Source organism: Rhodoligotrophos defluvii (genome assembly GCF_005281615.1).
GTDB classification, from domain to species: domain Bacteria; phylum Pseudomonadota; class Alphaproteobacteria; order Rhizobiales; family Im1; genus Rhodoligotrophos; species Rhodoligotrophos defluvii.
Genome location: NZ_SZZM01000001.1, coordinates 587,395 through 609,620, shown reverse-complemented (window position 1 = coordinate 609,620; position 22,226 = coordinate 587,395). Strand labels below are relative to the sequence as shown.

20 protein-coding genes and 1 tRNA gene are annotated in these 22,226 nt (G+C 63.8%); 12 read left to right on the top strand and 9 right to left on the bottom strand.

The window, feature by feature from the left end; all coding sequences use genetic code 11:
• Nucleotides 1-67: 67 nt before the first annotated feature.
• The 3 genes from rpsI to E4P09_RS02920 all read right to left on the bottom strand — a co-directional run bounded on the left by rpsI (nt 68) and on the right by E4P09_RS02920 (nt 1,638).
• Nucleotides 68-544 carry a 30S ribosomal protein S9 gene (gene rpsI / locus E4P09_RS02930; protein WP_137388066.1) on the bottom strand — a complete coding sequence of 159 codons (477 nt, stop codon included), beginning with the start codon at nt 542-544 and terminating at the stop codon, nt 68-70.
• A gap of 5 nt (nt 545-549) precedes the next feature.
• Entirely contained in the window at nt 550-1,011 is a 462-nt protein-coding gene (rplM, locus tag E4P09_RS02925) for a 50S ribosomal protein L13 (protein ID WP_137388065.1), read from the bottom strand.
• Between the two features lie 180 nt (nt 1,012-1,191).
• A complete protein-coding gene (locus E4P09_RS02920; RefSeq protein WP_137388064.1) occupies nt 1,192-1,638 on the bottom strand; it encodes a PaaI family thioesterase in 447 nt (148 codons plus the stop codon).
• Between the two features lie 128 nt (nt 1,639-1,766).
• On the opposite strand from E4P09_RS02920, the gene E4P09_RS02915 reads away from it, so the two are divergent.
• From E4P09_RS02915 to E4P09_RS02905, 3 genes are read left to right on the top strand one after another with little or no spacing between them, the layout of a single operon-like run.
• Entirely contained in the window at nt 1,767-2,321 is a 555-nt protein-coding gene (locus E4P09_RS02915) for a hypothetical protein (RefSeq protein ID WP_137388063.1), read from the top strand.
• Between the two features lie 2 nt (nt 2,322-2,323).
• Nucleotides 2,324-3,151 (top strand): enoyl-CoA hydratase, encoded by an 828-nt coding sequence (locus tag E4P09_RS02910; protein ID WP_137388062.1) that lies wholly within the window; start codon nt 2,324-2,326, stop codon nt 3,149-3,151.
• A gap of 4 nt (nt 3,152-3,155) precedes the next feature.
• Nucleotides 3,156-3,683 (top strand): CoA-binding protein, encoded by a 528-nt coding sequence (locus E4P09_RS02905; RefSeq protein ID WP_137388061.1) that lies wholly within the window; start codon nt 3,156-3,158, stop codon nt 3,681-3,683.
• A gap of 79 nt (nt 3,684-3,762) precedes the next feature.
• Here the strand turns inward: E4P09_RS02905 and E4P09_RS02900 are convergent, their stop codons facing one another.
• The 4 genes from E4P09_RS02900 to E4P09_RS02885 form a co-directional block, all read right to left on the bottom strand.
• Nucleotides 3,763-6,468, bottom strand: coding sequence for a valine--tRNA ligase (locus tag E4P09_RS02900; protein ID WP_137389214.1), 2,706 nt, complete (start codon nt 6,466-6,468; stop codon nt 3,763-3,765).
• Nucleotides 6,469-6,699: 231 nt separating this feature from the next.
• Nucleotides 6,700-7,497, bottom strand: coding sequence for a DUF2497 domain-containing protein (locus tag E4P09_RS02895; protein WP_137388060.1), 798 nt, complete (start codon nt 7,495-7,497; stop codon nt 6,700-6,702).
• Between the two features lie 154 nt (nt 7,498-7,651).
• Entirely contained in the window at nt 7,652-9,130 is a 1,479-nt protein-coding gene (locus E4P09_RS02890; protein WP_137388059.1) for a TolC family outer membrane protein, read from the bottom strand.
• Between the two features lie 242 nt (nt 9,131-9,372).
• On the bottom strand, nt 9,373-10,041 hold the full coding sequence (locus E4P09_RS02885; protein ID WP_338048978.1) for a protein-L-isoaspartate O-methyltransferase family protein: 669 nt from the start codon (nt 10,039-10,041) through the stop codon (nt 9,373-9,375).
• A 441-nt stretch (nt 10,042-10,482) separates the two neighbouring features.
• On the opposite strand from E4P09_RS02885, the gene E4P09_RS02880 reads away from it, so the two are divergent.
• Nucleotides 10,483-10,556, top strand: a tRNA-Cys gene (locus tag E4P09_RS02880).
• A 117-nt stretch (nt 10,557-10,673) separates the two neighbouring features.
• Here the strand turns inward: E4P09_RS02880 and qhpR (E4P09_RS02875) are convergent.
• Nucleotides 10,674-11,732, bottom strand: coding sequence for an AraC-like transcriptional regulator QhpR (gene qhpR / locus E4P09_RS02875; protein ID WP_170984198.1), 1,059 nt, complete (start codon nt 11,730-11,732; stop codon nt 10,674-10,676).
• Nucleotides 11,733-11,920: 188 nt separating this feature from the next.
• Here qhpR (E4P09_RS02875) and E4P09_RS02870 point away from each other — a divergent pair, with 188 nt between their 5' ends.
• The 7 genes from E4P09_RS02870 to fabG all read left to right on the top strand — a co-directional run bounded on the left by E4P09_RS02870 (nt 11,921) and on the right by fabG (nt 19,875).
• Entirely contained in the window at nt 11,921-14,215 is a 2,295-nt protein-coding gene (locus tag E4P09_RS02870) for a propanediol/glycerol family dehydratase large subunit (protein WP_137388057.1), read from the top strand.
• On the top strand, nt 14,212-14,652 hold the full coding sequence (locus E4P09_RS02865; protein ID WP_137388056.1) for a diol dehydratase small subunit: 441 nt from the start codon (nt 14,212-14,214) through the stop codon (nt 14,650-14,652). Before E4P09_RS02870 ends, E4P09_RS02865 begins: the two co-directional genes overlap by 4 nt.
• Before the next feature lie 322 nt (nt 14,653-14,974).
• Nucleotides 14,975-16,138, top strand: coding sequence for an ABC transporter substrate-binding protein (locus E4P09_RS02860; RefSeq protein ID WP_137388055.1), 1,164 nt, complete (start codon nt 14,975-14,977; stop codon nt 16,136-16,138).
• 83 nt (nt 16,139-16,221) lie between these two features.
• Nucleotides 16,222-17,289, top strand: a complete 1,068-nt coding sequence (locus tag E4P09_RS02855) for an ABC transporter ATP-binding protein (protein ID WP_239025003.1) — start codon at nt 16,222-16,224, stop codon at nt 17,287-17,289.
• A 118-nt stretch (nt 17,290-17,407) separates the two neighbouring features.
• On the top strand, nt 17,408-18,253 hold the full coding sequence (locus E4P09_RS02850; RefSeq protein ID WP_239025002.1) for an ABC transporter permease: 846 nt from the start codon (nt 17,408-17,410) through the stop codon (nt 18,251-18,253).
• A 2-nt stretch (nt 18,254-18,255) separates the two neighbouring features.
• Nucleotides 18,256-19,077, top strand: a complete 822-nt coding sequence (locus E4P09_RS02845; protein ID WP_338048977.1) for an ABC transporter permease — start codon at nt 18,256-18,258, stop codon at nt 19,075-19,077.
• Between the two features lie 18 nt (nt 19,078-19,095).
• Nucleotides 19,096-19,875 (top strand): 3-oxoacyl-ACP reductase FabG, encoded by a 780-nt coding sequence (gene fabG / locus E4P09_RS02840; RefSeq protein WP_137389210.1) that lies wholly within the window; start codon nt 19,096-19,098, stop codon nt 19,873-19,875.
• A gap of 31 nt (nt 19,876-19,906) precedes the next feature.
• Here fabG and qhpR (E4P09_RS02835) read toward each other — a convergent pair whose 3' ends face one another.
• A complete protein-coding gene (qhpR, locus tag E4P09_RS02835; RefSeq protein ID WP_137388053.1) occupies nt 19,907-20,959 on the bottom strand; it encodes an AraC-like transcriptional regulator QhpR in 1,053 nt (350 codons plus the stop codon).
• Nucleotides 20,960-21,214: 255 nt separating this feature from the next.
• Between qhpR (E4P09_RS02835) and E4P09_RS02830 the strand changes: the two genes are divergently transcribed.
• The gene (locus E4P09_RS02830) at nt 21,215-22,213 is read left to right on the top strand and encodes a phosphotransferase enzyme family protein (protein WP_137388052.1); all 999 of its coding nucleotides are present in this window, start codon (nt 21,215-21,217) and stop codon (nt 22,211-22,213) included.
• Nucleotides 22,214-22,226: the final 13 nt, after the last annotated feature.

The window sequence follows — 22,226 nt, the reverse complement described above, 5'->3', positions numbered from 1 at the left end:
CGGCCAAACAAAAGGGCCGGATCCCTGAAGACCCGGCCCCGTGGATCTGCGAAGCTGTAAGCGAATATCAGCGCTTCGAGAACTGGAAGCTGCGGCGGGCCTTCGCCTTGCCGTACTTCTTTCGCTCGACCACGCGGGGGTCGCGGGTGAGGAAGCCGTGCCTCTTCAGCAGAGGGCGCAACTCCGGCTCGTAATGGGTGAGTGCCCGCGACAGCCCGTGGCGCACGGCGCCGGCCTGTCCGGAAAGACCGCCGCCGGTAACCGTGCAGATCACGTCATACTGGTCGCGCCGGCCCGCCGCTTCCAACGGCTGCCGCAGGATCATCTGCAGGGTCGGTCGCGCGAAATAAACGTTCACGTCACTGCCGTTGACGGTGATCTTGCCCGGTCCCGGCTTGATCCACACGCGGGCGATGGCGTTCTTGCGCCGCCCGGTGGCATAGGCGCGGCCCAGGCTGTCGATCTTGGGTTCCGGCAGTGCGGCGGTCTCAGGCTCCAGGTTGAGAGCCGAACCCAGCTGGTCGAGAGTGGTGGCCTCGGACATCGCGATCAGTCTCTCTTGTTCTTGCGGTTCAACGCGGCGACATCCAGCGGCTCGGGCTGCTGTGCCTCGTGAGGATGATTGGGGCCTGCATAGACGCGCAGGTTCTTCAGCTGGTGGCGGCTCAAGGGCCCGCCCGGCATCATGCGCTGCACCGCCAGGCGCAGCACCCGGTCGGGAAAGCGCCCTTCGAGGATCTGGTGCGCCTTGCGCTCCTTGATCCCGCCGGGGAAGCCGGTATGCCAGTAGTAGGGCTTGTCCTGCCGCTTGTTGCCGGTCAGCACCACCTTGTCCGCATTGACCACGACCACGTTGTCGCCGCAGTCGATATGGGGGGTGTAAATCGGCTTGTGCTTGCCGCGCAGGCGGTTCGCCACGATGGCGGCCAGCCGCCCGACGACCAGCCCCTCAGCGTCGATCAGAATCCACTTCTTCTCGACCTCCGCGGTTTTCGCAGAGTAGGTTTTCATAGTGCACCCGTCATGGATGTTGGCAAAGCGCGCGCCCGCCAGCGCGATACCGAGGGCGGCGAAGCGAATTTTCGTGCCGTCTCTAAACCAAGCCAAGCTCGGCGTCAATGACGAATCCCGAAGCACAGCTCAAAAAATCTCGGCTAAAACAATAATTTACAATAGAGGTAATATACTACCTTACCATTCCGCCGCACCCATGTGGTAAGTGGCCTCCGCATGCGCCACCACCCTCCCCTCCGCATCCTCCATATGGACCGCGCCGACCGACAGGGTTCGACCGTGCTTCAGCATTTCCACCCGGGCAACGAGATCGCCCGCCACCGGCTTTCGCAAGAAGCTGATGGACAGGTTGGTGGTGACCGACAGCCGGGCGGAAGCCCCGTGCAGCGCCAGCAGCAGAACGTAGAAGGCGAAATCGGCCAGGTGCATCATGGTCGGGCCGGCGATGGTGCCGCCCGGCCTGAGCTGGCTGTCGTGAGCATGAAGCCGCACGATGGCCTGCCGCGTCGTCAGGTGCTCGACCGTATAGTCCCAGCCGTCGCGGAAGGCCTGCGGAAAGTCCGTCCTCAGGAACGCGAGCACGTCCTCTCCCTGCCATTTCAGCCGCCGCTTGCCGTCATGCATTCCAGACCCTCCGGGCACCAAATTCACCGCAGTTGCATTCCTTTGCGAAAGCGAACGGCCTCACTTATGCTTCGGCTGGGCGGAGGCTCGTTGCCTCCCGCCATGCCTGCTCTCGGAGTGCACACCCCATGATGCCGCGTATGATCGCTATCGTCCTGTTGAGCTTTAGCCTGTGGGCGATCGGGCCTGCAACACCGGTAAGCCCGGCAAGGGCGCAGGATGCCGGAACCGGCACCGAGCTGATGCCGCTCAAGCAAGTGGAGCTCGATCGGTCACTGGCGATCCGGGCGCTCGATACCTATATCGCGCTCAGCAAGACGGTCGGCATCGACCAGCTTGAGACTTTGTTCGAGAACTCGACCGAGGAAAGCCTCACCTCGCTGGTGCCTCAGCTCACAGATATCCTCGTGACCAACGGGTTCACCAACGAAGACCGCTGGATCGAGGCGCTTCAGAGCGTGGTCATCGCCTATGAGGCGCTGCAGGGCAACAACCTCGCGGAGAGCAAGCGCGCCTTGGAGGAGATCCAGAACGACAACGATCTTCCACCGGATCAGAAGCGGGAGCTGATCACGATGCTGAACAGCATGATCCCCTCGGAGAACAACCTGCAGGTCCTGCGCGATCTCATGCGCGACCCCGAAACCAACCAGAAGCTCGCCCAGGTGCTGGAGGAAATGTGAGCATGTCGCAAGCCGCCGCTCTGAAGGAATCCTCAGCCGATCGTCCACTGGTCGCGCGCGCTCTCGATGACGGTGTGCTGCGTCTGGTGCTCAACCGGCCGGAGCGCCGCAACAGCCTGTCGGAAGCCATGATCGCCGCCCTGCAGAGCGAGCTCGATCGCGCCGGTCAGGATCCCGCGGTTCGGGTCGTGGTGGTCGCCGCGGAAGGCCCGGCCTTCAGCGCCGGCCACGACCTCAAGGAGGTCATCGCCCACCGCAGTGACGCCGACGGCGGCCAGGCCTATTTCGCCTGGCTGATGGATCAGTGCGCGCGCATGATGCAGAGCGTGGTGGCCTGTCCCAAGCCGGTGATCGCCGAGGTTTCCGGCATTGCCACCGCCGCCGGCTGTCAGCTGGTGGCAAGCTGCGACCTCGCGGTGGCCGCCGATACCGCCCGCTTTGCCACACCCGGCGTGAATATCGGCCTGTTCTGCTCCACCCCCATGATCCCGCTCTCCCGCAACGTGGCGCCGAAACATGCCATGGAGATGCTGCTGACCGGCGATTTCATCAATGCGGACCACGCCTTCCGGATCGGCCTGGTCAACCGTGTCGTGCCCGCCGAGAGCCTGACCGAGGAGACGATGGCGCTTGCCCGCAAGATCGCCAGCAAGTCGGCCGCAACCATTGGCCTGGGCAAGCAAGCCTTCTACCGCCAGCGAACCATGCCGCTGGACGAGGCCTACGCCTATGGTTCGGCCGTCATGATCGAGAACATGCGCCTAGACGATGCAGAGGAAGGCATCTGCGCCTTCATCGACAAGCGCCAGCCGAACTGGCGGGACCGCTGACCCCATGGATCACGACAGCTATTCACCCCACTATCTCCGGGGCATTCTCAACAGCGTGAAGACGATCGCGCTGGTCGGGGCCAGCGCCAACCCGATCCGCCCCTCATACTTCGTGCTGAAGTATTTGACAGAAAAGGGTTATTTGGTTTTTCCGGTCAACCCGCGCGAGGCGGCTGAAGCGATTCACGGCCGCAAGGTCTATGCGTCCTTGCGCGACATCCCCGAGCCGGTCGACATGGTCGACATCTTCCGCAATTCGGAGGCGGCAGGGCCGGTCACCGACGAGGCCATCGCCATCGGCGCGAAGGTCGTATGGATGCAGCTCGGCGTGCGCAACGACGCGGCAGCCCAGCGGGCGCAGGCCGCCGGCCTGAAGGTGGTCATGAACCGCTGCCCGAAAATGGAATATGCCAAGCTCTGCGGCGAATGGGGCTGGATAGGCGGCAATCCCGGCCGCATCTCAACGCGCCGGCCGCAGCTCTCGGGCAATCGGGTGCAGAGCCTCTCGATCAAGGAGCGCACGGGGTATTAGCCTGGCGCCCTATATGGCTAGACCTGGCGTTCCTTGGCCCTGCCTCAAACCTGGCTGGTCTGAGGCGTTCTTAGCCCCGTCATATCGCCTCGAGACGATTGAGCGCCGCTTCGGTCTTGGCGGCGATCACGGCGGCCTCCTCGCGTCGTTCGCGCTGCTCCTCGACCACATGCTCGGGTGCCTTGGCGACGAAGGCCTCGTTCGCCAGCTTCGCGTCGATCTTGCGGATCTCATCGCGCAGCTTGTCCAAGTCCTTGGCCAGACGCTGCTTCTCCGCCCCGAGATCGATGATGCCGGCCAGCGGCAGCCCGACCGTCACCTCCCCCAGCACGATCTGCGCCGCTCCCGCCGGCATCGCATCGGCAAAGTCGAGCGACTGGAGGCGCGCAAGCCGCGTGATCTCGGTCTGCCAGGCGGCCACCCGCGCCCTGATCTCAGCGGTGGCGCCGGTGATCACGCAAGGCAGCTTCGCCCCCGCCGGCACATTCATCTCCGAGCGCACCGAGCGGATCTCGCTGATCAGCCGAATGATCCAGTTCAATTCCGTATCGGCCGCGGGATCCTCCGGGGCATCGAGCGCCGGCCAAGGGCTGCGGATCAGCAGGTCCGGCCGCGGCTCGCCCGCCTCCCCGAGCCTCCCCCACAGCTCCTCGGTGACGAAGGGCATGAACGGATGCAGGATGGTGACGATCTGGTCCAGCACATGAGCGGCCGTAGCCCGGGTCTCGGCCTTGGCCGCCGCATCGCCCCCCGAGAGCAGCGGCTTGATGAGCTCCAGATACCAATCACAGAACACGTTCCAGACGAAGTGATAGGTGGCGAGCGCCCCGTCATTCACCCGGTACTGCTCTATGGCGGCGGTCACCGCCTTGGCCGTGCGGTTCGCCTCGCCGATGATCCAGCGGTTGACCGGCTGGCGCACCGCGCCCGGGTCGAACCCCGGCTGCCGCACGCACTCGTTCATCTCGCAGAACCGCGCCGCGTTCCACAGCTTGGTGGCGAAGTTGCGGTAGCCCTCGATGCGCGCCCGCGACGGCTTCACGTCGCGGCCGGGTGTCGCCAGCGCTGCCATGGTGAAGCGCAAGGCATCCGCCCCGTACTCGTCCATCAGCGCCAGCGGGTCGACCACATTGCCCTTGGACTTCGACATCTTCTGCCCGCGCTCGTCGCGGACGATGCCGTGGATATAAACGTCGTGGAACGGCACCTCCTTCATGAAGTGCAGCCCCATCATCATCATGCGGGCCACCCAGAAGAAGATGATGTCGAACCCCGTCACCAGCACGCTGGTGGGATAGAAGCGCTTGAGCTCACCCGTCTGCTCCGGCCAGCCGAGGGTCGAGAACGGCCAAAGAGCGGAGGAGAACCAGGTATCCAGCACATCCGGGTCGCGCGTCAGCGCGACGCGACTGTCGTAGAAGCTCTCGGCCGCATCCAGCGCCTCTTCTTCCGTTTCGGCGACGAAGACCTCCCCGTCCGGCCCATACCAGGCCGGGATCTGGTGCCCCCACCACAGCTGACGCGAGATGCACCAGGGTTGGATATTGTGCATCCAGTCGAAATAGGTCTTGGCCCAGTTCTGCGGCACGAACCGGGTCTTGCCCTTCTCCACCGCAGCAATCGCCGGCTTGGCCAGGGTTGCCGCATCCAAATACCACTGCTCGGTCAGGAACGGTTCGATCACCTCGTTCGAGCGGTCGCCGTAAGGCACCATATGCACGTGGTCCTCGACCTTCTCGACCAGCCCCAGCGCCTCCATGCGCTCGGCCACGCGCTTGCGCGCCTCGAACCGGCCGAGGCGGTGAAGATTCAGGGTTTCCGCCAGTTCGTCCGACGTATGCAAGTCGTGCAGGAAGGCATGGTTGGATTCGAGATCCAGGCGAGCATGTTCATCGAAGATATTGATTTGCCTAAGATTATGCCGCTTGCCCACCTCGAAGTCGTTGAAATCGTGCGCCGGCGTGATCTTGACCGCGCCCGATCCTTGCGTCGGGTCGGCATATTCATCGGCCACGATCGGCAATTCGCGTCCGACCAGCGGCAGAACGGCAAACTTGCCAACCAGATCCTTGTAGCGCCCGTCATCCGGATGGACGGCGATGCCGCTGTCGCCCAGCATCGTCTCGGGTCGGGTGGTGGCGACGGTGATGAACCGCCCCGGCTCGCCTTTGATCGGATATTTGAAATGCCAGAGGCGGCCCTTCGTCTCGACCGAGACCACCTCGAGATCGGAGATGGCGGTCAGGAACTTCGGGTCCCAGTTGACCAGCCGCTTGTCCTTGTAGATCAGCCCTTCGCGGTAGAGCTGCACGAACACCTTGACCACCGCCTGCGACAGGCCCTCGTCCATGGTGAAGCGCTCGCGGCTCCAGTCGCAGGAGGCACCCAGCCGCTTGAGCTGGTTGAGAATATTGCCGCCCGAGACGGCCTTCCACGCCCACACCCGCTCGACAAAGGCTTCCCGGCCCATCTCCCAGCGCGAGGGCTCCTGCCGCTCCATGAGCTGCCGCTCGACCACCATCTGCGTGGCGATCCCCGCGTGATCCATGCCAGGCTGCCACAGCACGTCCTTGCCGCGCATGCGCTCGAAGCGCACCAGGATATCCTGGATCGTGTTGTTGAGGGCGTGCCCCATGTGCAGCGAGCCCGTCACGTTCGGCGGCGGAATGACGATCGCGAAGCTCGGCGTGCCCGGCTTGCCCACCGGCCGGAACGCACCGCTGCTCTCCCATGCCGCATAGATCCGGGCTTCGACCTCCTGCGGCTTGTAATTCTTGTCGAGCATCATGCCTCACGTCGATCTGGAGCGGTCCCGGAACAGCCTCGAACGCCATTTGGCCGTCTGGATCCGCGAGAACACGGAAAGGCAGCCATATGCGCCGGGGCAGGCCCCGGTGCATAGCGCTGCAAAATTCGGTCTCTTAATAGCAGTTGACGCCGCTGTTGCAACACGCGGCAGAAGGGGCGTGGTTGACGGTGCCGCGCCTCAGCCGGGCCAAGCGGCAGCGGCCAGCGCTCACAAGCCGTGGCGCCGGGTAACCCGCTCGATCTCCGCCTGCACCAAGCGTTCGACAATGGTCGCAAGGTGCTGGTCGAGCCACTCCTTGATCACCGGGCGCATCAGATCCTTCGCCAGATCTTCCAGTGTGGGTGTCGACCGCCGCCGGCTTTCCGCAAGTTGGCCGGCAAGCTTTTCGAACGCCGTGGCAACCACCGCCTCCACATCACCCACCCGCACCGGTGCGTCCGCGGAGCCCGGCGAAGCTTCGATCCGGGGCTTCTGCGGGCTTGCAGCCGATGCGGCGCTTCCATTTGTTTGGCTCGTGGCCATCTCGGCTCCTTTCTGTGCCCCCTCGGGGCGGTCAGGCGAAGATGCAGCGCTCCCCGATGGCGCGACCTCAGCGCCCGCCAGCTGAACCGAAGCGGCGATCTCGGCTGTGCCCGGGCCGGCCGATGCAACCGGCTCCGGCGGGATCACGGCGGCCAGCTCAGCATCGCGCAGGCCGAAAGCGGGGCGCAGCACACTTCCCTCGTCGGTGCCCTCCCGTTTCGGCGACGCCGGCCGCCGCTCGGCAGGCGCTGTGCGCCCCTGTCCGCGCGCCCCACGCGCGATTTCGAGCACATCATCGGCAAGGCGCACGATCTCGTCGGCCTCAGGTTCGGAGGCGGTTCGGGTCTCCTTCTGTAGGCTGGGCACACGCGGCTTCGCAGAGACCGGGCCCTCGCCGGCGAAGCGGCTGTCCTCGTCGATCGCCTTGCGGATCGAGGCGAGGATTTCCTCCATGGATGGTTCCAACTGCTCGGGCTTACTCATCGCGCGACCGGCTCTTCCAGAACTGCCGCGGTCCGGCGGGGAATTGCCCCCGCGAATCAGCGGCTTTGGCCCTAGAGTCTCGCAAAATGCGCCATGGAGCAAACACGAGCGCCGTGTTTACCCCATCTTGGCAGTGGAAAAGCCGGTTTGACGGTTAGTCCGGGTTCGGCGTGCTCAGGCCGAACCAGAGATTGCGCACCTTGTTGTAGTAGATGCGCGGATCATAGATTTGCACCGGCAGCTTCAGGTCAACGGCATTCAGCCTGCCGACTGCCGCCACCAGAGCATAGCTCGCGGTGATCGTGTTCACTTCCGCGGCCACCAGGTTCACCTGCGCGTTGAGCAGCTCCTGCTCGGCATTCAGGACGTCGAGCGTGGTGCGTGTGCCCGCCTCGGCCTCCAGCCTGACGCCCTGATAGGCGAGTTGCTGGGCCCGGACCGCTTCCCGCTGGGATCGGATGGAATCTCGCGCGGCGACGAGATTGTTCCAGGCCTGCACCACCGCCTCGCGAACCGTGCGGCGTGTGTCTGCGATCAACAGCTGCGCCTGGTTGCGAAGCTGCTTGGCCTGCCGCACCGCGGCATATTCCCCGCCACCTTGGTAGATGGGCACCTGCACTTGTGCCGTAACGGAGAAGGTCTCGCCCCAGAACGTCGAGGGCGATTGATTGGCACTGTAGTTGTAGCCGGCGGCGAGGCTGGCCGAGGGTAGCAGGGTGCTCAGGCTGACACCGACCTGGAACCCACGCACTTTTTCGTTGAACTCGGCGGTGATGACCTGCGGATTGTTCAGCTCTGCCAGCTGAATGGCACCGTCGATGGTCCTCGGCACCATGTCATCCGCGGGTTCCGGAAAGACCAGGCTGCCGGGCGCCTGCCCGATCACCTGGATGTAGTCGCCAACGCTGATGGCGAGATCGGCTTCGGCTCGCGTCAGTGCCGATTGTGCCTCTGCCAGGCGGGCCTGTGCCTGGGCGACGTCCGTGCGGGTATTGTCGCCCACCTCGAAACGCGCCTGGGTCGAGCGCAGCTGCTCCCGCAGGACCTGCACGTTCTTGCGCCTGAGGTCGAGCACGCGCCGGTCTTCGATCACCGCCATGTAGGCGTTGACGGCCTGAAGCAGCACCTGCTGCTCTATCCGGGCCAGTTCGCCGCGCTGGGCCATGACATTGGCCTCGGCGGCGCGGACCTGGTTGACCGTCTGGAAGCCGTTGAAGATTGGCTGGCTCAGCTGAATGTTGAAGGTGCCGGGATCGGTGGTAAAGCTGGTTGTCTGCCGGTTGCCGGTGAACTGGTTCACAGATCGCTGCGTGGCGCTGAGAAAGCCATAGCTGCTCTCCGCGATCACGGTGGGCCGCCAGCCCGCAAGCGCCTGCGGCACCTCTTCGTCCGTCGACCGCTGCTGCGCGCGCTGTGCCAGCAATTGCGGGTTGCTCGTATAGGCCTTCGCCAGCGCCTCGCGGAGCGTTTCGGCCTTCAGCGGTGAGACCGGCAACGCCAGAGGGACCGCTGCGGCAAGCAGCAGCAGGGCGAGGCGAAAGCGGCCGGTTCTCTCGGGCGCCTTGAGCCGGCAAGGGCTCACGCATCTGGAAAACTGACCTGACCCACGCGCACCATGCGCACGAAATGCCATTTCGCCACCTCTACTCGGCTCTCGGTAAGACGGCTATCGCCTTGCAGGCATACCGAGCGCCACTCGCCGATCCGCAGCTCACCGGGAGCACTGCCCCCCACTCTGGTTTCTCAACCACGCCACCCTCTTTTTTGGGCAGTTATGGTTAAGATATCCCTAAGGAGCTCGATGCTCCCTAAACAATACAATCAGATAATAATCAAACGCATCATCACTCAAGCAATCGCAAGTTCATCAGCCCATCAGAAAGTGAATAGAGGTCGCTGCTTCTCGAACCCTGGCAGTCGGACAACAGAAGCGTCAAAGGCGATACGCTGGCTTATCGCCCCTTTGTTTACTGTGAACAGAGAGGCTTTTCCAATCGGCCCGTGATCGATCACCGCCACTAGCCGCCCACCGTCTCTCAGCTGAGAAAATATTCTGCTCGGCACTTCGGCAACTTGCCCGTTGATCACAATGACATCATAGGGCGCCTCCTGGGGGTAGCCCTGGTTGAGATGGCCTTGCACCAGAACGGCGTTGGCGGCGCCGATCTGGGCAAGTCGCGCATTGCCATCGGCGACCAATTGCGGATCTTCCTCGAGGCCGACGACGGACTGGGCCAGCCGGGCAAGGACGGCGCTCGAGTAGCCAAGTCCGCAGCCGATGTCGAGGACCACATCCCCCGGCCCGACCTCCGCGAGCTGAATGAGGCGCGCGAAAACCATGGGCTCCATGATGTAGCGGGCCTGGCTACCGTCGGTGATGGCCACATCTTCATCGATATAGGCGAGCGGCTGACGCATCGGAGCAACGAACAGCTCGCGCGGGATCTCCAGCATCGCCGTATTGATTCTCGGATCCGTCACCCCGTTCGGACGCAACTGCGACTCCACCATGTTCCGTCGCTTCGTCGCATAGTCGATCATCATCGGCGATTTCCCGAGCTCGCTCGTCCACATAAGCTGTACATGTGTCCCCTGAATACAGGAATACCGGAAGCGCCGAAGCCCGCCAACCAGATATTCACATGCCCCCGGGAAGACCTGTGGCCCCTTCGATCACTGCTCCGCTGCCGCCGTCACGCTGCAGCGATGGCGCCGGCCACGGAGCAGCGAAAGGCTCACCAAGCTTTTGTGTCAGGAAAATGTCCGTTCGAAGAGCGATGCGGCAAGCGTCACGCAAAGGCCACGGCCATGGCGGATTGCCGGCAATTCGACGGGCGGCTTGGCCGGGCTCCCCTGTGCGGGGTGCACGGGATCGGTCCGGCGCCTATATAGACGACATATGCGGATGTCAGTGATAGCCAATACGGGCCGGCGCGGATTGCCGTCTTGCGCATCCCCGCTCCTGTGGTAGATATCCGCCTCGACGGCCTCGTGGCAGAGTGGTGATGCACCGGACTGCAAATCCGTTTACTCCGGTTCGATTCCGGACGAGGCCTCCAACCGTTAAAGCCCTGGGACGCCAGCGCCTTGATCCTCACGGCGGAATGCAATCCGTCTGCGGGGCCAGCTGACGATTCCGGTGTTACGCCGATCACGCTTTGCTACGGCGTAATCGCTCAGTGCTGCAGCGATCTATCGCGATATCTCAACGGGGAAACACCAGCCCAGCGCGTAAAGGCGCGCGTGAAGGCGGAAAGTTCGGAATAGCCGAGCAGGAACGCGATCTCGGTCAATGGCAAATGTCTTTGCGCCAGATAGTGCCGCGCCGTTTCAAAACGGACCAGGTCGACCGCTTCCCGCAGGTTCAAGTTCTCATCGGCCAGAGCACGGCGAATTGCGGTTGGCGTCGTCCGTAACGTCCTTGCGATTTCCTCCAGCGTGGGCGCGCCGTCGGGTAGATGCCGGCGCATGGCGTCGCGTATCCTGTCCAACAGGGTCTCCGTCTCACCGCGCGTCCCGATCACCTCCAGGCAATTGCGCATCATGGCCAGCAATTTGAGATCGCGCCCGGGCATAGGCCGGCTCAAGAGCTCGGATTCAAAGACAATGGCATTGCTGGAGCAGCCAAAGAATACCGGAGCCCCAAAGGCGTCGGTGTGCTGACGCCATTCCGCGGGCCGGGGGTGCTCGAACTGGATCTCGATCGGCGACCAGGTGCGACCGCAGCACTCCCGAATGAGATTGGTGAATTGACCCAGCGACAATTCCGCATCCTGCCGTCGCGCCAGAATGGCGGGGGTCCGGATCTGATATTCCAGCCGCACGCGCTTCTCATCCTCGCGCCGGAAGCGCATGACCGACGAGCTTTGCTGATAACGGAAGAGTTCGACCAGCGTCTCCAGCGCCGATCCCAAAGTCGGCGCCGACAGTGCCGCATAGCCCCAAATGCCGAGATCACGCGGCTGAAACTGCTGGCCAAACAACAGGCCGAAATTATCGCATCCTGTGCGGTGTGCGGCTTGCTCGAAAAGCTTGCAGAAGACGTCCAGCCGGAGTTGCAGCGTCGGAGCGGTGATCATGTCGGGCGCAATTCCGCACCGGCCGAATATCTCGTCCGCATCGCCACCCTGCATGCCGATGAAGTCGACCAAACCGGTCGCGGCGGCCGCCAGGACGACGGGTGCAGCCCGCGCTCCCTGCAACTCAGCCGATGATGTGCGTCCGGGCAAAGCCATGCCAGTCCTCAAAACTGTCATTACGGGGCCGCATGCCCGCAAATGATGGCACGGTGCCGAGCATGCCGCAAGGCGATGCGGCATCCCCCTGTCAAGAGAGGATGCCTTCCAGTCAAGCCGGCATGGGCCGGCCGGGTATATCTGGAGATCTACTGAGACGTCGACGTTCAGGGAGCGCGGACACGGCGATGAGTGAGAACATCCGCTCGAAGACGTATCACGGCGCCAATCGCTGGCAGCGCTTTGCGGATTGGGACGAGCGCCCGCTGCGGCTGGACAAGTTCGCAGCCGAAGACCCCGAGAACGGCTTCGCCGCCTTCAACGGTGCGCGCGACCCCAGGCCTGGGCTGGTCGTCGAAGGCGGACGGATCGTCAGCATGGACGGAACCGCCGCCGCCGATTTCGACGTGATCGACCATTTCATCGCCCAGCATCACCTCGACCTCGCGCAGGCCGAGACCGCGATGGCGCTTCCCTCGGAGCAGATCGCCCGCATGCTCGTCGACGTGTCGGTTCCGCGCGCCGAACTTGCCAAGCTTGCGCATGGGTTGACGCCGGCCAAGCTCGCGGAGGTCGTGGCGCAGCTCTCGTCGATCGAGCTGGCCTTCGCCTTCTCCAAGATGCGGACGCGCAAGACACCCGGAAACCAGGCTCACGTGACCAATGCCAAGGACGATCCGCTTCAGCTGGCGGCGGATGCGGCGGTGGCCGTCGCCTTCGGCTTCGACGAGATCGAAACCACCATGCGGGTCGCCCGCAACGCTTGGTCCAACGCGCTCGCCTGCGCCGTGGGGGCGGCGGTTGGCCGTTGGGGCACATTGTTCCAGTGCTCGAGCGAAGAAGCGGAAGAATTGCAGATCGGCTTGGCCGGCTTCACCTCCTACGCCGAGACGGTGTCGGTCTACGGCACCGAGCGCGCCTTTGCCGACGGTGACGACACGCCGTGGTCGAAGGGCTTCCTGGCTGCCGCCTACGCGTCCCGGGGCATCAAGATGCGCTGTACGTCGGGGGCTGCATCCGAGCTGCTGATGGGATTTCATGAATCGAAATCGCTGCTCTACCTGGAGGCACGATGCCTTTGCCTGCAGCGGGCAATGGGCGCCCAGGGCACCCAGAATGGCGGCATAGACGGCGCCCCACTGGCCGCCAGCCTGCCGGGCGGCGTGCGCGAGCTTATGGCGGAAAATCTCATCGCCGTCTGGCTCGACCTGGAATGCGCCACAGGCAACGACGCCCGCCATTCGGAATCGGAGATCAGGGTCGGCGCCAAGATCCTGCCCTTCCTGATCGCCGGGTCGGATCTCGTCTGCTCCGGCATGGGCTCGATCCTCAAATACGACAATTCCTTCAACCCATCCTCGTTCAATGGCGAGGAGATGGAGGATTTCCTCGTCCTGCAGCGTGATTTCGAGGCTGATGGCGGCCTGACCTCCATCGATGAAGCCGGCGCGCTGGAACTTCGCCGGCGGGCGATCGACGCGCTGGCGGCGGTCTTTGCGGAACTGGAGCTCGGCGAGCCCACCGCTCTGATGAAGCAGAGCGTCGCGGTCGCATCGGGGTCCGACGATACCGACAGCTACACGCCGCGCGACGTGGCGCTGATTAGTGACGGCATCAAGGCGCGCGGGATCACTGTTCTCGACGTGATCAAGGCGCTGGCCCGACGCGGTTTCCGTGATGAAGCCCAGAACCTGCTCAATGTCGTGCGGCTGCGCGTGTCCGGCGACTATCTGCAGACGGCCGCGGTGGTGCGCGACGGCCATGTGATCAGCGCGGTCAACGACCCCAATGATTATGGCGGCCCCGGTACCGGCTACCGTCTCAACGAGGCTCGGCGCAAGGAACTGGCGGCGATACGCAATGTGCTGACCCGCGGCGAGGTGCTGCGGACGGAGGCCGCCTATGCCGCTGCCGAGGGGCGGCGCATCGCCTATAAGACGTTGGGTCCAGCCGCACAGGGAGGGCCGCCGGACGAGATCGTCATCGGCATCAGCCCGGCATTTGGAACGAAGCTCTATCAGACGCTCGCCGGACATCCGCTTTCCGCCGTGCTGCATGCGCTGTCCGAGGGCATTCGCGCCAAGGGCTTCGTGCCGCGCATCGTGCGCATGCGCCATACCGCGGACACGTCCTTCCTCGGACTTTCGGCGGCGCGCCTGGCGGGCTCCGGCATCGGCATCGGCATCCAGGCCAAGGGAACGGCGGTGATCCATCAGGCCGGCCGTCTTCCCCATCACAATCTCGAACTCTTTTCCAACGCTCCGATCACCACGCTCGCGCATTATCGGGCGTTCGGCGAGAACGCCGCGGCTTACGCGCGGGGCGAGATGCCTCAGCCGGTCGTCGTCCCGACGCGAGGCGTGGCCCTCGGGGCGCGTTACCACGCCCAGGTCGCGTTCCTCTATGCGATCGAAACCTCGATGACCGAGGACGGCGCCCAACCGGAAGACGTCGAGGTTACCGAGCTGGAGGCGGCACGATGAGCCAGGACGACGCTGAGCGCTCTCTCGGCATCGCCGACTACCCCCTCGCCGAGAAACAGCCGAACTGGGTACGGACGGCCAGCGGCAAGTCGCTCGACGACCTTACGCTTGCAGCGGTCGAGGCGGGCGAAGTCAACCTGACGGATCTGCGCATCACGCCGCAGGCGTTGCGCGATCAGGCGCAGATTGCGCGGGCTGCGGGCCGGCCGACGCTGGCCAGCAATTTCGAACGGGCCGCCGAACTGGTCGACGTGCCGCAGCATGTCCTTCTCGAGATCTATGAATTGCTGCGGCCCGGCCGGGCAAGGGACAAGACGGCGCTGCTCGCGGCGGCCGCAACCTTGCGAAGCCAATACGGGGCCAGCCATATGGCCGATTTTCTCGAGGAAGCCGCGGAGGTCTATGAGCGACGAGGCTTGTTCTCCTACCGTTTCTAAAGCGTGATCCCGAAAAGTGGGTGCCGGTTTTCGGAAAAGATCACGCTCAGGCAAAGAATTGGAATTGCCGATTCTTGAGGCACTCGGGGTTCCCGGCCTGTCAAGATTACCGGCCTTGATGTCAAGACCGGTGGGCCGACGGTCCATATCGTCTATGGTATAGACGCATCTCTGGATAAGAACCCGCGAGGGGAAAGCGGGTGATCCGAGGTGATGCGTTTGCCGTGTTCGTGTGGTGGCGCGGCGCGGCCAACATGGCCGAAAATAAAAGCGAACCGAATGGGATAGAGGGTGTGTCCCGGCTCGCGCAACGGAGGGTCAAATGAACGATTTCACGCAGACACGACGCGATTTCCTCAAAAACTCCGCGGTGGCGACCGCCGCTCTGGCGGCCGGCGGTGCGCTCGGCATGCGGCCGGCAGCGGCCGCACGCACCAACGAACTCAACATCCTGTGCTGGGAAGGCTACAACTCGGCCCAGGTGCTGGACCCGTTCAGGACTTCGACCGGCGCGACCGTGCGCGCGGAATCGCTGACCAACGACCCGACCATGATCAACCGCCTGCGCGCCGGCGAGACCAATATCTGGGACCTGATCAACGTCAACAATCCCTGGGCGCGCAAGGTCATGTTTCCCGAAAAGCTGATCAAGCCGATCGACCGCGCCCGCTTCGAGCCGTATTTCGACAAGATGCTGCCGGGGTTCAAGCCGCCATATAAATGGGCGATGGACGAGTCGGGCCAGCATCTGCTCGGGATGGCCCAGCGCTTCGGCCCCTTCAGCTTCGTCGTCAACACCGACAAGATCAGCCGTGCCAGTGCTGAGGATCAGGGCTGGGATCTCTGGAACGATCCCGCCAATGACAAGAAATACGGCATACAGGCGTCCGACGACTGGAACGTCTTCGACCTGTGCTGCATCTCGGGCTTCGATCCGTTCCGGGAGCACACCGAGGAGGAGGTGGCGAAATATACCGACACCGCCAAGCGCGTGTTCAAGGGCGCCCGCATGGTCGGCGATCTCGCCACCATGAACCAGGCGCTGGTTTCCGGCGAGATCGATTTCTACCTGACCGGCGGCACCTATTCCTGCTCGCCGGCCCGCGCCGACGGCAATCTCAATATCCGCGCCATCACCCCGTTGAAGGGACCCATGGCCGGCGGCAAGGGTGGCATTTCGTGGACCGAGATCACCTCGGTGGTGAACAACCCAAATCTGTCGACCCATGCCGAAGACTTCCTGGAATATGTCCAGTCGCCGGAAATGTCGCACACCGTGGCCTTCGCCGAAGGCACCTTCAACCCGGTCACCCAGATGGGCAATCCCGCCTGTTTCGACCTCTTCACCAAGGAAGAGCTCGAGATCATCCAGTGGGACAGCCTGGAAGAGGAGATGGCCCGGTCGGTCGAGTACGACATCGTGCCGGATTATGACCGGCTGCTCGACATCATGAGCGCGGCCAAGCGCGAAGCCTCCGGCGCCTGACGCGCCGATCGGCCGGTCACCAGCAGCGGGTCGCCCCTTCTCCAGCCGGGCGGCCCGATCCTTTCACGTCCATGACCCGTGGTATGATGGCAGATCTTCCCATCCTGCAGTTGCGCAATCTCACCAAGTTGTTCGGCGGGTTCACGGCCGTGAACAGCATCGATCTGGATTTCCGGGAAGGCGAGTTCTTCACCATTGTCGGACCCTCCGGCAGCGGCAAGACGACCCTGCTGCGCATGCTGACAGGCATGGAGTTCCCCAGCTCCGGCGACATTCTGCTGCGCGGCAAGCGCATCAACGACTTGCCAGCCAATAAGCGCCCCACCTGCATGATGTTCCAGTCGCTCGCGCTGTTTCCACACCGCACCGTCGGCCAGAACATCGAATTCTCGCTCAAGATGAAGGGCATCGATCCAAACGTGCGCAAGGCGCGCGCCCTGGAATTGATGGCGCAGCTGCGGCTGCCGGAATCCTACTACGGCAAGAATGTCACCAAATGTTCCGGCGGCGAGCGCCAGCGTGTCGCGCTCGCCCGGGCGCTCGCCTATGAACCCGACATCCTGTTCTTCGACGAGCCGCTTTCCGCCATCGACTACAAGCTCCGGAAGACGTTGGAGAAGGAGCTGAAGGACATCCACCGGGAGACCGGCAAGACCTTCATCTACATCACCCACAGCCTCGAGGAGGCGATGGTGATGAGCGATCGCATCGGCGTCATGCGTTCGGGCAGGCTGGTGCAGGTGGGCTCGCCGCAGGAGATCTATTCCGCGCCGCGCACCAAGTTCGTTTCCGAGTTCGTCGGCGACGTCAATGTGATCGCGGTCAAGGCCGACGGCCTCGATCACGTCACAGCCGAAACCCTCGGTGCCCGGTTCCGCAGCCCGTCGGTGCCGGCCGGCTTTGATGCGGGATACATCGTCGTGCGGCCGGAATCGCTTCGCTTCGTCTCCAGCCCTGCGGAGGCGGACAATTGCCTCGAGGGCCTCCTCTACAACGAATATGTGCTCGGCTCCCGCGTCCAATACCAGGTGCGGGTCGGCGAACAGGTCTTCATCGTCGAAAAGCTTCGTCAGCAAAGCTTTGCCGGCAAGCTGGACGACAAGGTGCTGATCGGCTGGGATGCGCGCGACAGCATTCTGGTGACGGACTGAACCGATGATCTCTCGAGCGAGAACATTTTCGAGCGAAGCTGTAGCCGGTTCCCGTGAGGAGAAGGCGACCGAGCAGGACTTCGGGGTGGTTTCGCAATCCGGAGAGAGGCGGAGACGCTTGAGCATTTTCAGTCCGGGCGCGCGCCACGCGCTGCCGGTTATGCTGTTCCTGCTCTGTGGCTTTGCCGCGCCGCTGCTGGCGGTCATCGCCTTCAGCTTCGTGCCGAGCCGCACCTTCAGCCTATGGCAGCCATGGACCCTCGAGAATTACGCCGAGATCTTCAATTCTTCGAGCTACATCTCCTTCCTGTGGTCGCTCGGCCTGGCTGCGGCGACCGTCGTGATCCTGGCGCTGATCTGCTACCCCGTGGCCTTCGGCCTGGCGCGCGTCTTCGGCAAATACGCAACGCTGATCACGCTGCTCTTCACGCTGCCGCTGTTCGTCTCCGAGAATGTCCGCATCTATGGCTGGATCCTTTTCTTCATCAAGAAGGGCGTGCTGCTGGGCACGCTGGAATCCCTCTTCGGCTATGCGCCGGAAAGCATCCTCTTCACCACCGGCCTGACGCTGCTCGGCATGGTCTATGTCTATCTGCCCTTCATGCTGTTCCCGATGACGCTCGGCGTCTCCATGGTGCCGCAGCAGGTCCGCGACGCCGCCTTCGACCTCGGCGCGACGCGCTGGCAGGTGTTCAAGGAGGTCGACCTGCCGCTGGCCATGCCGGGTATCGTCATCGGCTTTCTCTTGACCTTCGTGCTGGCGGTCGGCGCCATCGCCGAAGCCAAGGTCCTGGGCGGGCAGCGCATCATCCCGATCGCGCATGACATCGAGATCGCCTTCACCTATGCGCAGAACTGGCCGCTGGGCGCCGCGCTCTCCGTGCTTCTGATGCTGGTCGTGGGCACCTTCGTGCTGATCGTGCTGCGCCGCTTCGATCTCGATTCCATATTGGGCCGGAGGTGAACGTGGAGAGCACCGGCGATCGCATGCGGCGGGCCCTTCTCTGGGCATGGGCGCTCGCCGTCATCGTCTTCATGTACCTGCCGACGGTCAGCCTCCTGCTCGCCTCGAGCACCGACAGCCGCTACTTCATGTTTCCCATCCAGAGATGGGGCTTCGGCTGGTGGCAGAAGACATTCGCGTCGCTGGAGGTGCACCAGCTGTTCGAGACGTCGCTGCTCATCGCGCTTTGCGTGACGGTCATCGCCGTCGTCATCGCGCTGTTCGGCGCGTTGGCCTTTGCGCGCTACGAGTGGAAGGGCCGCTCGCTTTATCAGAAGATCGTGCTTTTGCCGATCTTCTTTCCGCAGACCGTGCTCGGCCTGGCCTTGCTCCTGTGGTTCAACGCGCTGGGCTTCACCATGTCCTGGCAGACGGCGGTCTTTGCGCATCTGGTGTGGATCATACCCGTCTGCACGCTGGTGATTTCGATCCAGGTCTATTCGTTCGACCCGGCATTGGAAGAGGCGGCGTTCGATCTGGGCGCGACGCGGTGGCAGGTGTTCCGCGAGGTGACCCTGCCGGTGCTGTTCCCCGGCATATTTTCCGGCGCCCTGTTTGCCTTCCTGCTCTCCTGGGGCAATTTCCCCCTCTCGCTCTACACGACCGGCGCGGACACGACCCTGCCGGAATATCTCTACGCCAAGATGATCGCCGGCTACACGCCCGGCGTGCCTGTGCTGGGAACGGTATCGACCCTCGGCGCCGCGCTGCTGATGCTGTGCGGATACCTCGTCATCGTCGTCCTGCGCCGCCGCGGGACCGCCGAGCCCGACAACGACCAATAATGCGGAGGAATCGTGATGCTGGCAGAATCGATCAGAGGCAAATCAGTCATCGTAACGGGGGCGAGCAAGGGCATCGGCAAGGGCATTGCCCGCGTCTTCGCCAAGCACGGCGCGAAGGTTTTGGTGGTTGGTCGGGATCTGGCATCTGCAGAAGCGGCGGCGCGCGAACTCGTCGGCATGGGCCATACCGCGAGCGCCTTTTCCGCCGACGTGACCAAGCTCGACGACATGGAGGCAATGGCGAAGGCCGCTGTGGACCGCTATGGCGGCGTCGACGTGCTATGCGCCAATGCCGGCATGTTTCCCCAGGTCAAGATCGAGGAGATGAGCCCCGAGGCCTGGGACGAGGTCCAGGCGACGAACCTCAAGGGCACCTTCCTTTCGGTGAAGGCCTGCGTGCCGTATCTGAAGAAGAGTGGTGAGGGACGCATCGTCATCACCTCTTCGATCACCGGTCCGGTCACGGGATTCCCCGGCTGGAGCCACTATGGCGCGACCAAGGCCGGTCAGCTGGGCTTCATGCGCACCGCCTGCATGGAGCTGGCGAAATACGGCATCACCATCAACGCCGTCATGCCCGGCAATATCGTGACGGAAGGCCTGGAAGGCCTGGGGCCGGATTACATGAAGGGCATGGCGGCGTCCGTGCCTCTCGGCCATCTCGGCGAGGTCGAGGATATCGGCCATGCGGCGCTGTTCTTCGCCAGCCGCGAGGCCCGCTATATCACCGGCCAGACCATCATTGTCGATGGCGGCCAGATCCTGCCGGAATCCCCCGACGCGCTGTCGCAAATGTAGCGCGCCGCATCGGCATTCGACCGCCCGGGCTTCAGTGCTTGCGCTTGCGATAGGCGCTCGGACTGATCCCGGTCCAGCGGGTGAAGGCGCGCGTGAAGGCCGACAGCTCGGAATAGCCGAGCAGCAGCGCAATCTCGGTCAGCGGCAGCTGGCGCTGGTCGAGATAGGTCCGCGCCATGGTCTGCCGCGTCAGTTCGACCGCGTCCTTGTAGGTCATGCCCTGCTCGTTCAGGTCGCGCTGAATGCTGGCCGGGGTAACGCGCAGCTCGTGCGCGATCTGGTCGAGGCTCGGATAGCCATTGGGCAGATTGACCCGCACCGCAGTCTTCACCCGGTCGACGAGCCCTTGATCGCCTGCGCGACGCGAGCCCAGCGATTCCAGGCAAGTCTCCATCATGCTCATCAGCTGCAGGTCCCGCCCGGGCATGGCCCGGTCCAGCAGCTCCGGGCGAAACAGCAGCGCATTGGTCTGCTGGCTGAAATAGACCGGCGCATCGAATGCGGCTTCGTGCTCCTTCCAGAGCTCCGGCCGCGGGTGTTCGAAATGAACTTCCACCGGCGCCCATTTTGGCCCGCCACAGTCGCGGATCACGTTGGCGAACATGCCGAGCGACAGTTCGGCATCCTGTCGGCGCTCGACGATCTCCGAGGAATAGATCTGGTATTCCAGATGCATCAGGCCGTCGGGGCCCTGGGTCAGCCGCATCCATGACGATTCCTGATGGTGGTGGAACAGCCGCACCATGGTGTCGAGCGCCGCTCCCAGCGTCGGGGCGGAAATCGCCGCATAGCCCCACATGCCGAGATCGCGCGGCTGGAACTGCTGGCCGAACCAGAGGCCGAAATTGCCGGCGCGGGTCTGTTTGGCGGCCTCCTCGAACAGCCGGCAATAGGAAGCGAGCTTCACCTTCAAGGTGGGGGCGCCGGCCATATCTGGCGCAATACCGGAATTGCCGAAGATCGAATCCACGTCCCCGCGATGGGCTTCGATGAAGTCGACGATACCGGTCGCTGCCGCCGCAAGCACGATGGGCGCACTGTGCCGCGGATCCGGGGAAGTTCGTTCCAGCAGAGCGGATGTCATTGCGAACGTCCAGCCTAAGCAGTGGATACGACAAAATGATTGCACGGTCAGCCCATGGGCTCAAGCAGGAACGAACCACTGGTCCGGTTGGGCAGGTGTCTTTATGAATCCGGCCGCATCGGGCATCACAGCTGTCAAGATCGCCGCCTCAAGGGTCAAGCTACGGCGCGGACGGCAGTCTAGCGTGCCGCATCGAGGAAGGCGTGCCCGAAGATCGGCGGCGGCAGAATGCTTCATCCGGGAGATAGAACAAGCATGAGCAACGCACTCACCACGGAAGGGCTGCGAGAGGCGATCGATGAACTGGCCGCCGCTGCCCTGCCGCGTTGGGGGATCGAGGGCGCCGACCTCACATTGATCAATCACTCCGAGAACTGGACCTATCGGGTGACGCCGCCGGACGCCGCACGGCCGGTCATTCTGCGCGTTCATCGCGATGCCTACCACACCACCGACGGCATCCGCAGCGAACTCGCCTGGATGCGCGCCCTGCAGAGCGAGGCCGGGGTCAAGACGCCTCAGGCCATCACGGCGAGCGACGGCGCCGACATCCAGTGGGTGGAGCATCCGGCCGGCGGGATTGCCCGCAACTGCGTGCTGTTCGAGTTCATCGATGGCGCGGAGCCCTCCCATGACAATCTTGCGCCCTCGTTCCGGCAACTCGGCGAGGTGACGGCGCGCTGCCACAATCACAGCCAGACATGGCAGCGGCCGCCCTATTTCGAGCGACTGTGCTGGGATTTCGAGCATTCCTTCGGGGCACGCGCCAATTGGGGCCGCTGGCAGGACGGTCCCGACTGCACGCCGGACCGCGAGAGGCTGCTGCAGCGCGCCGTGGACCTGATGCAGCGGCGGCTCGAGCGCTTCGGCAAGGGCCGCGAGCGCTATGGCCTGATCCACGCGGATTTCCGGCTCGCCAATCTGCTCGTCCACAACGGCGACGTGCGCGTCATAGATTTCGACGATTGCGGCTTGGGTTGGTTCCTCTACGACGCCGCGACCGCGGTCAGCTTCTTCGAGGATCGGGCCGATGTGCCGGAGCTGATGGAGGCATGGAAGGACGGCTACCGCCGCTGCCGCACGCTACCGAAAGAAGACGAAGACGAGTTGTGGACCTTCATATTGATGCGCCGGATGACGCTGTTCGCCTGGATGGGATCGCACAGCGAGACCGAGCTCGCCCGGACCGAGGGCCCCGGCTACAGCACTGGGACCTGCGAGCTCGCCGAACGCTATCTCAGCCAGTATTCATGAGTGGAGCCGAAGC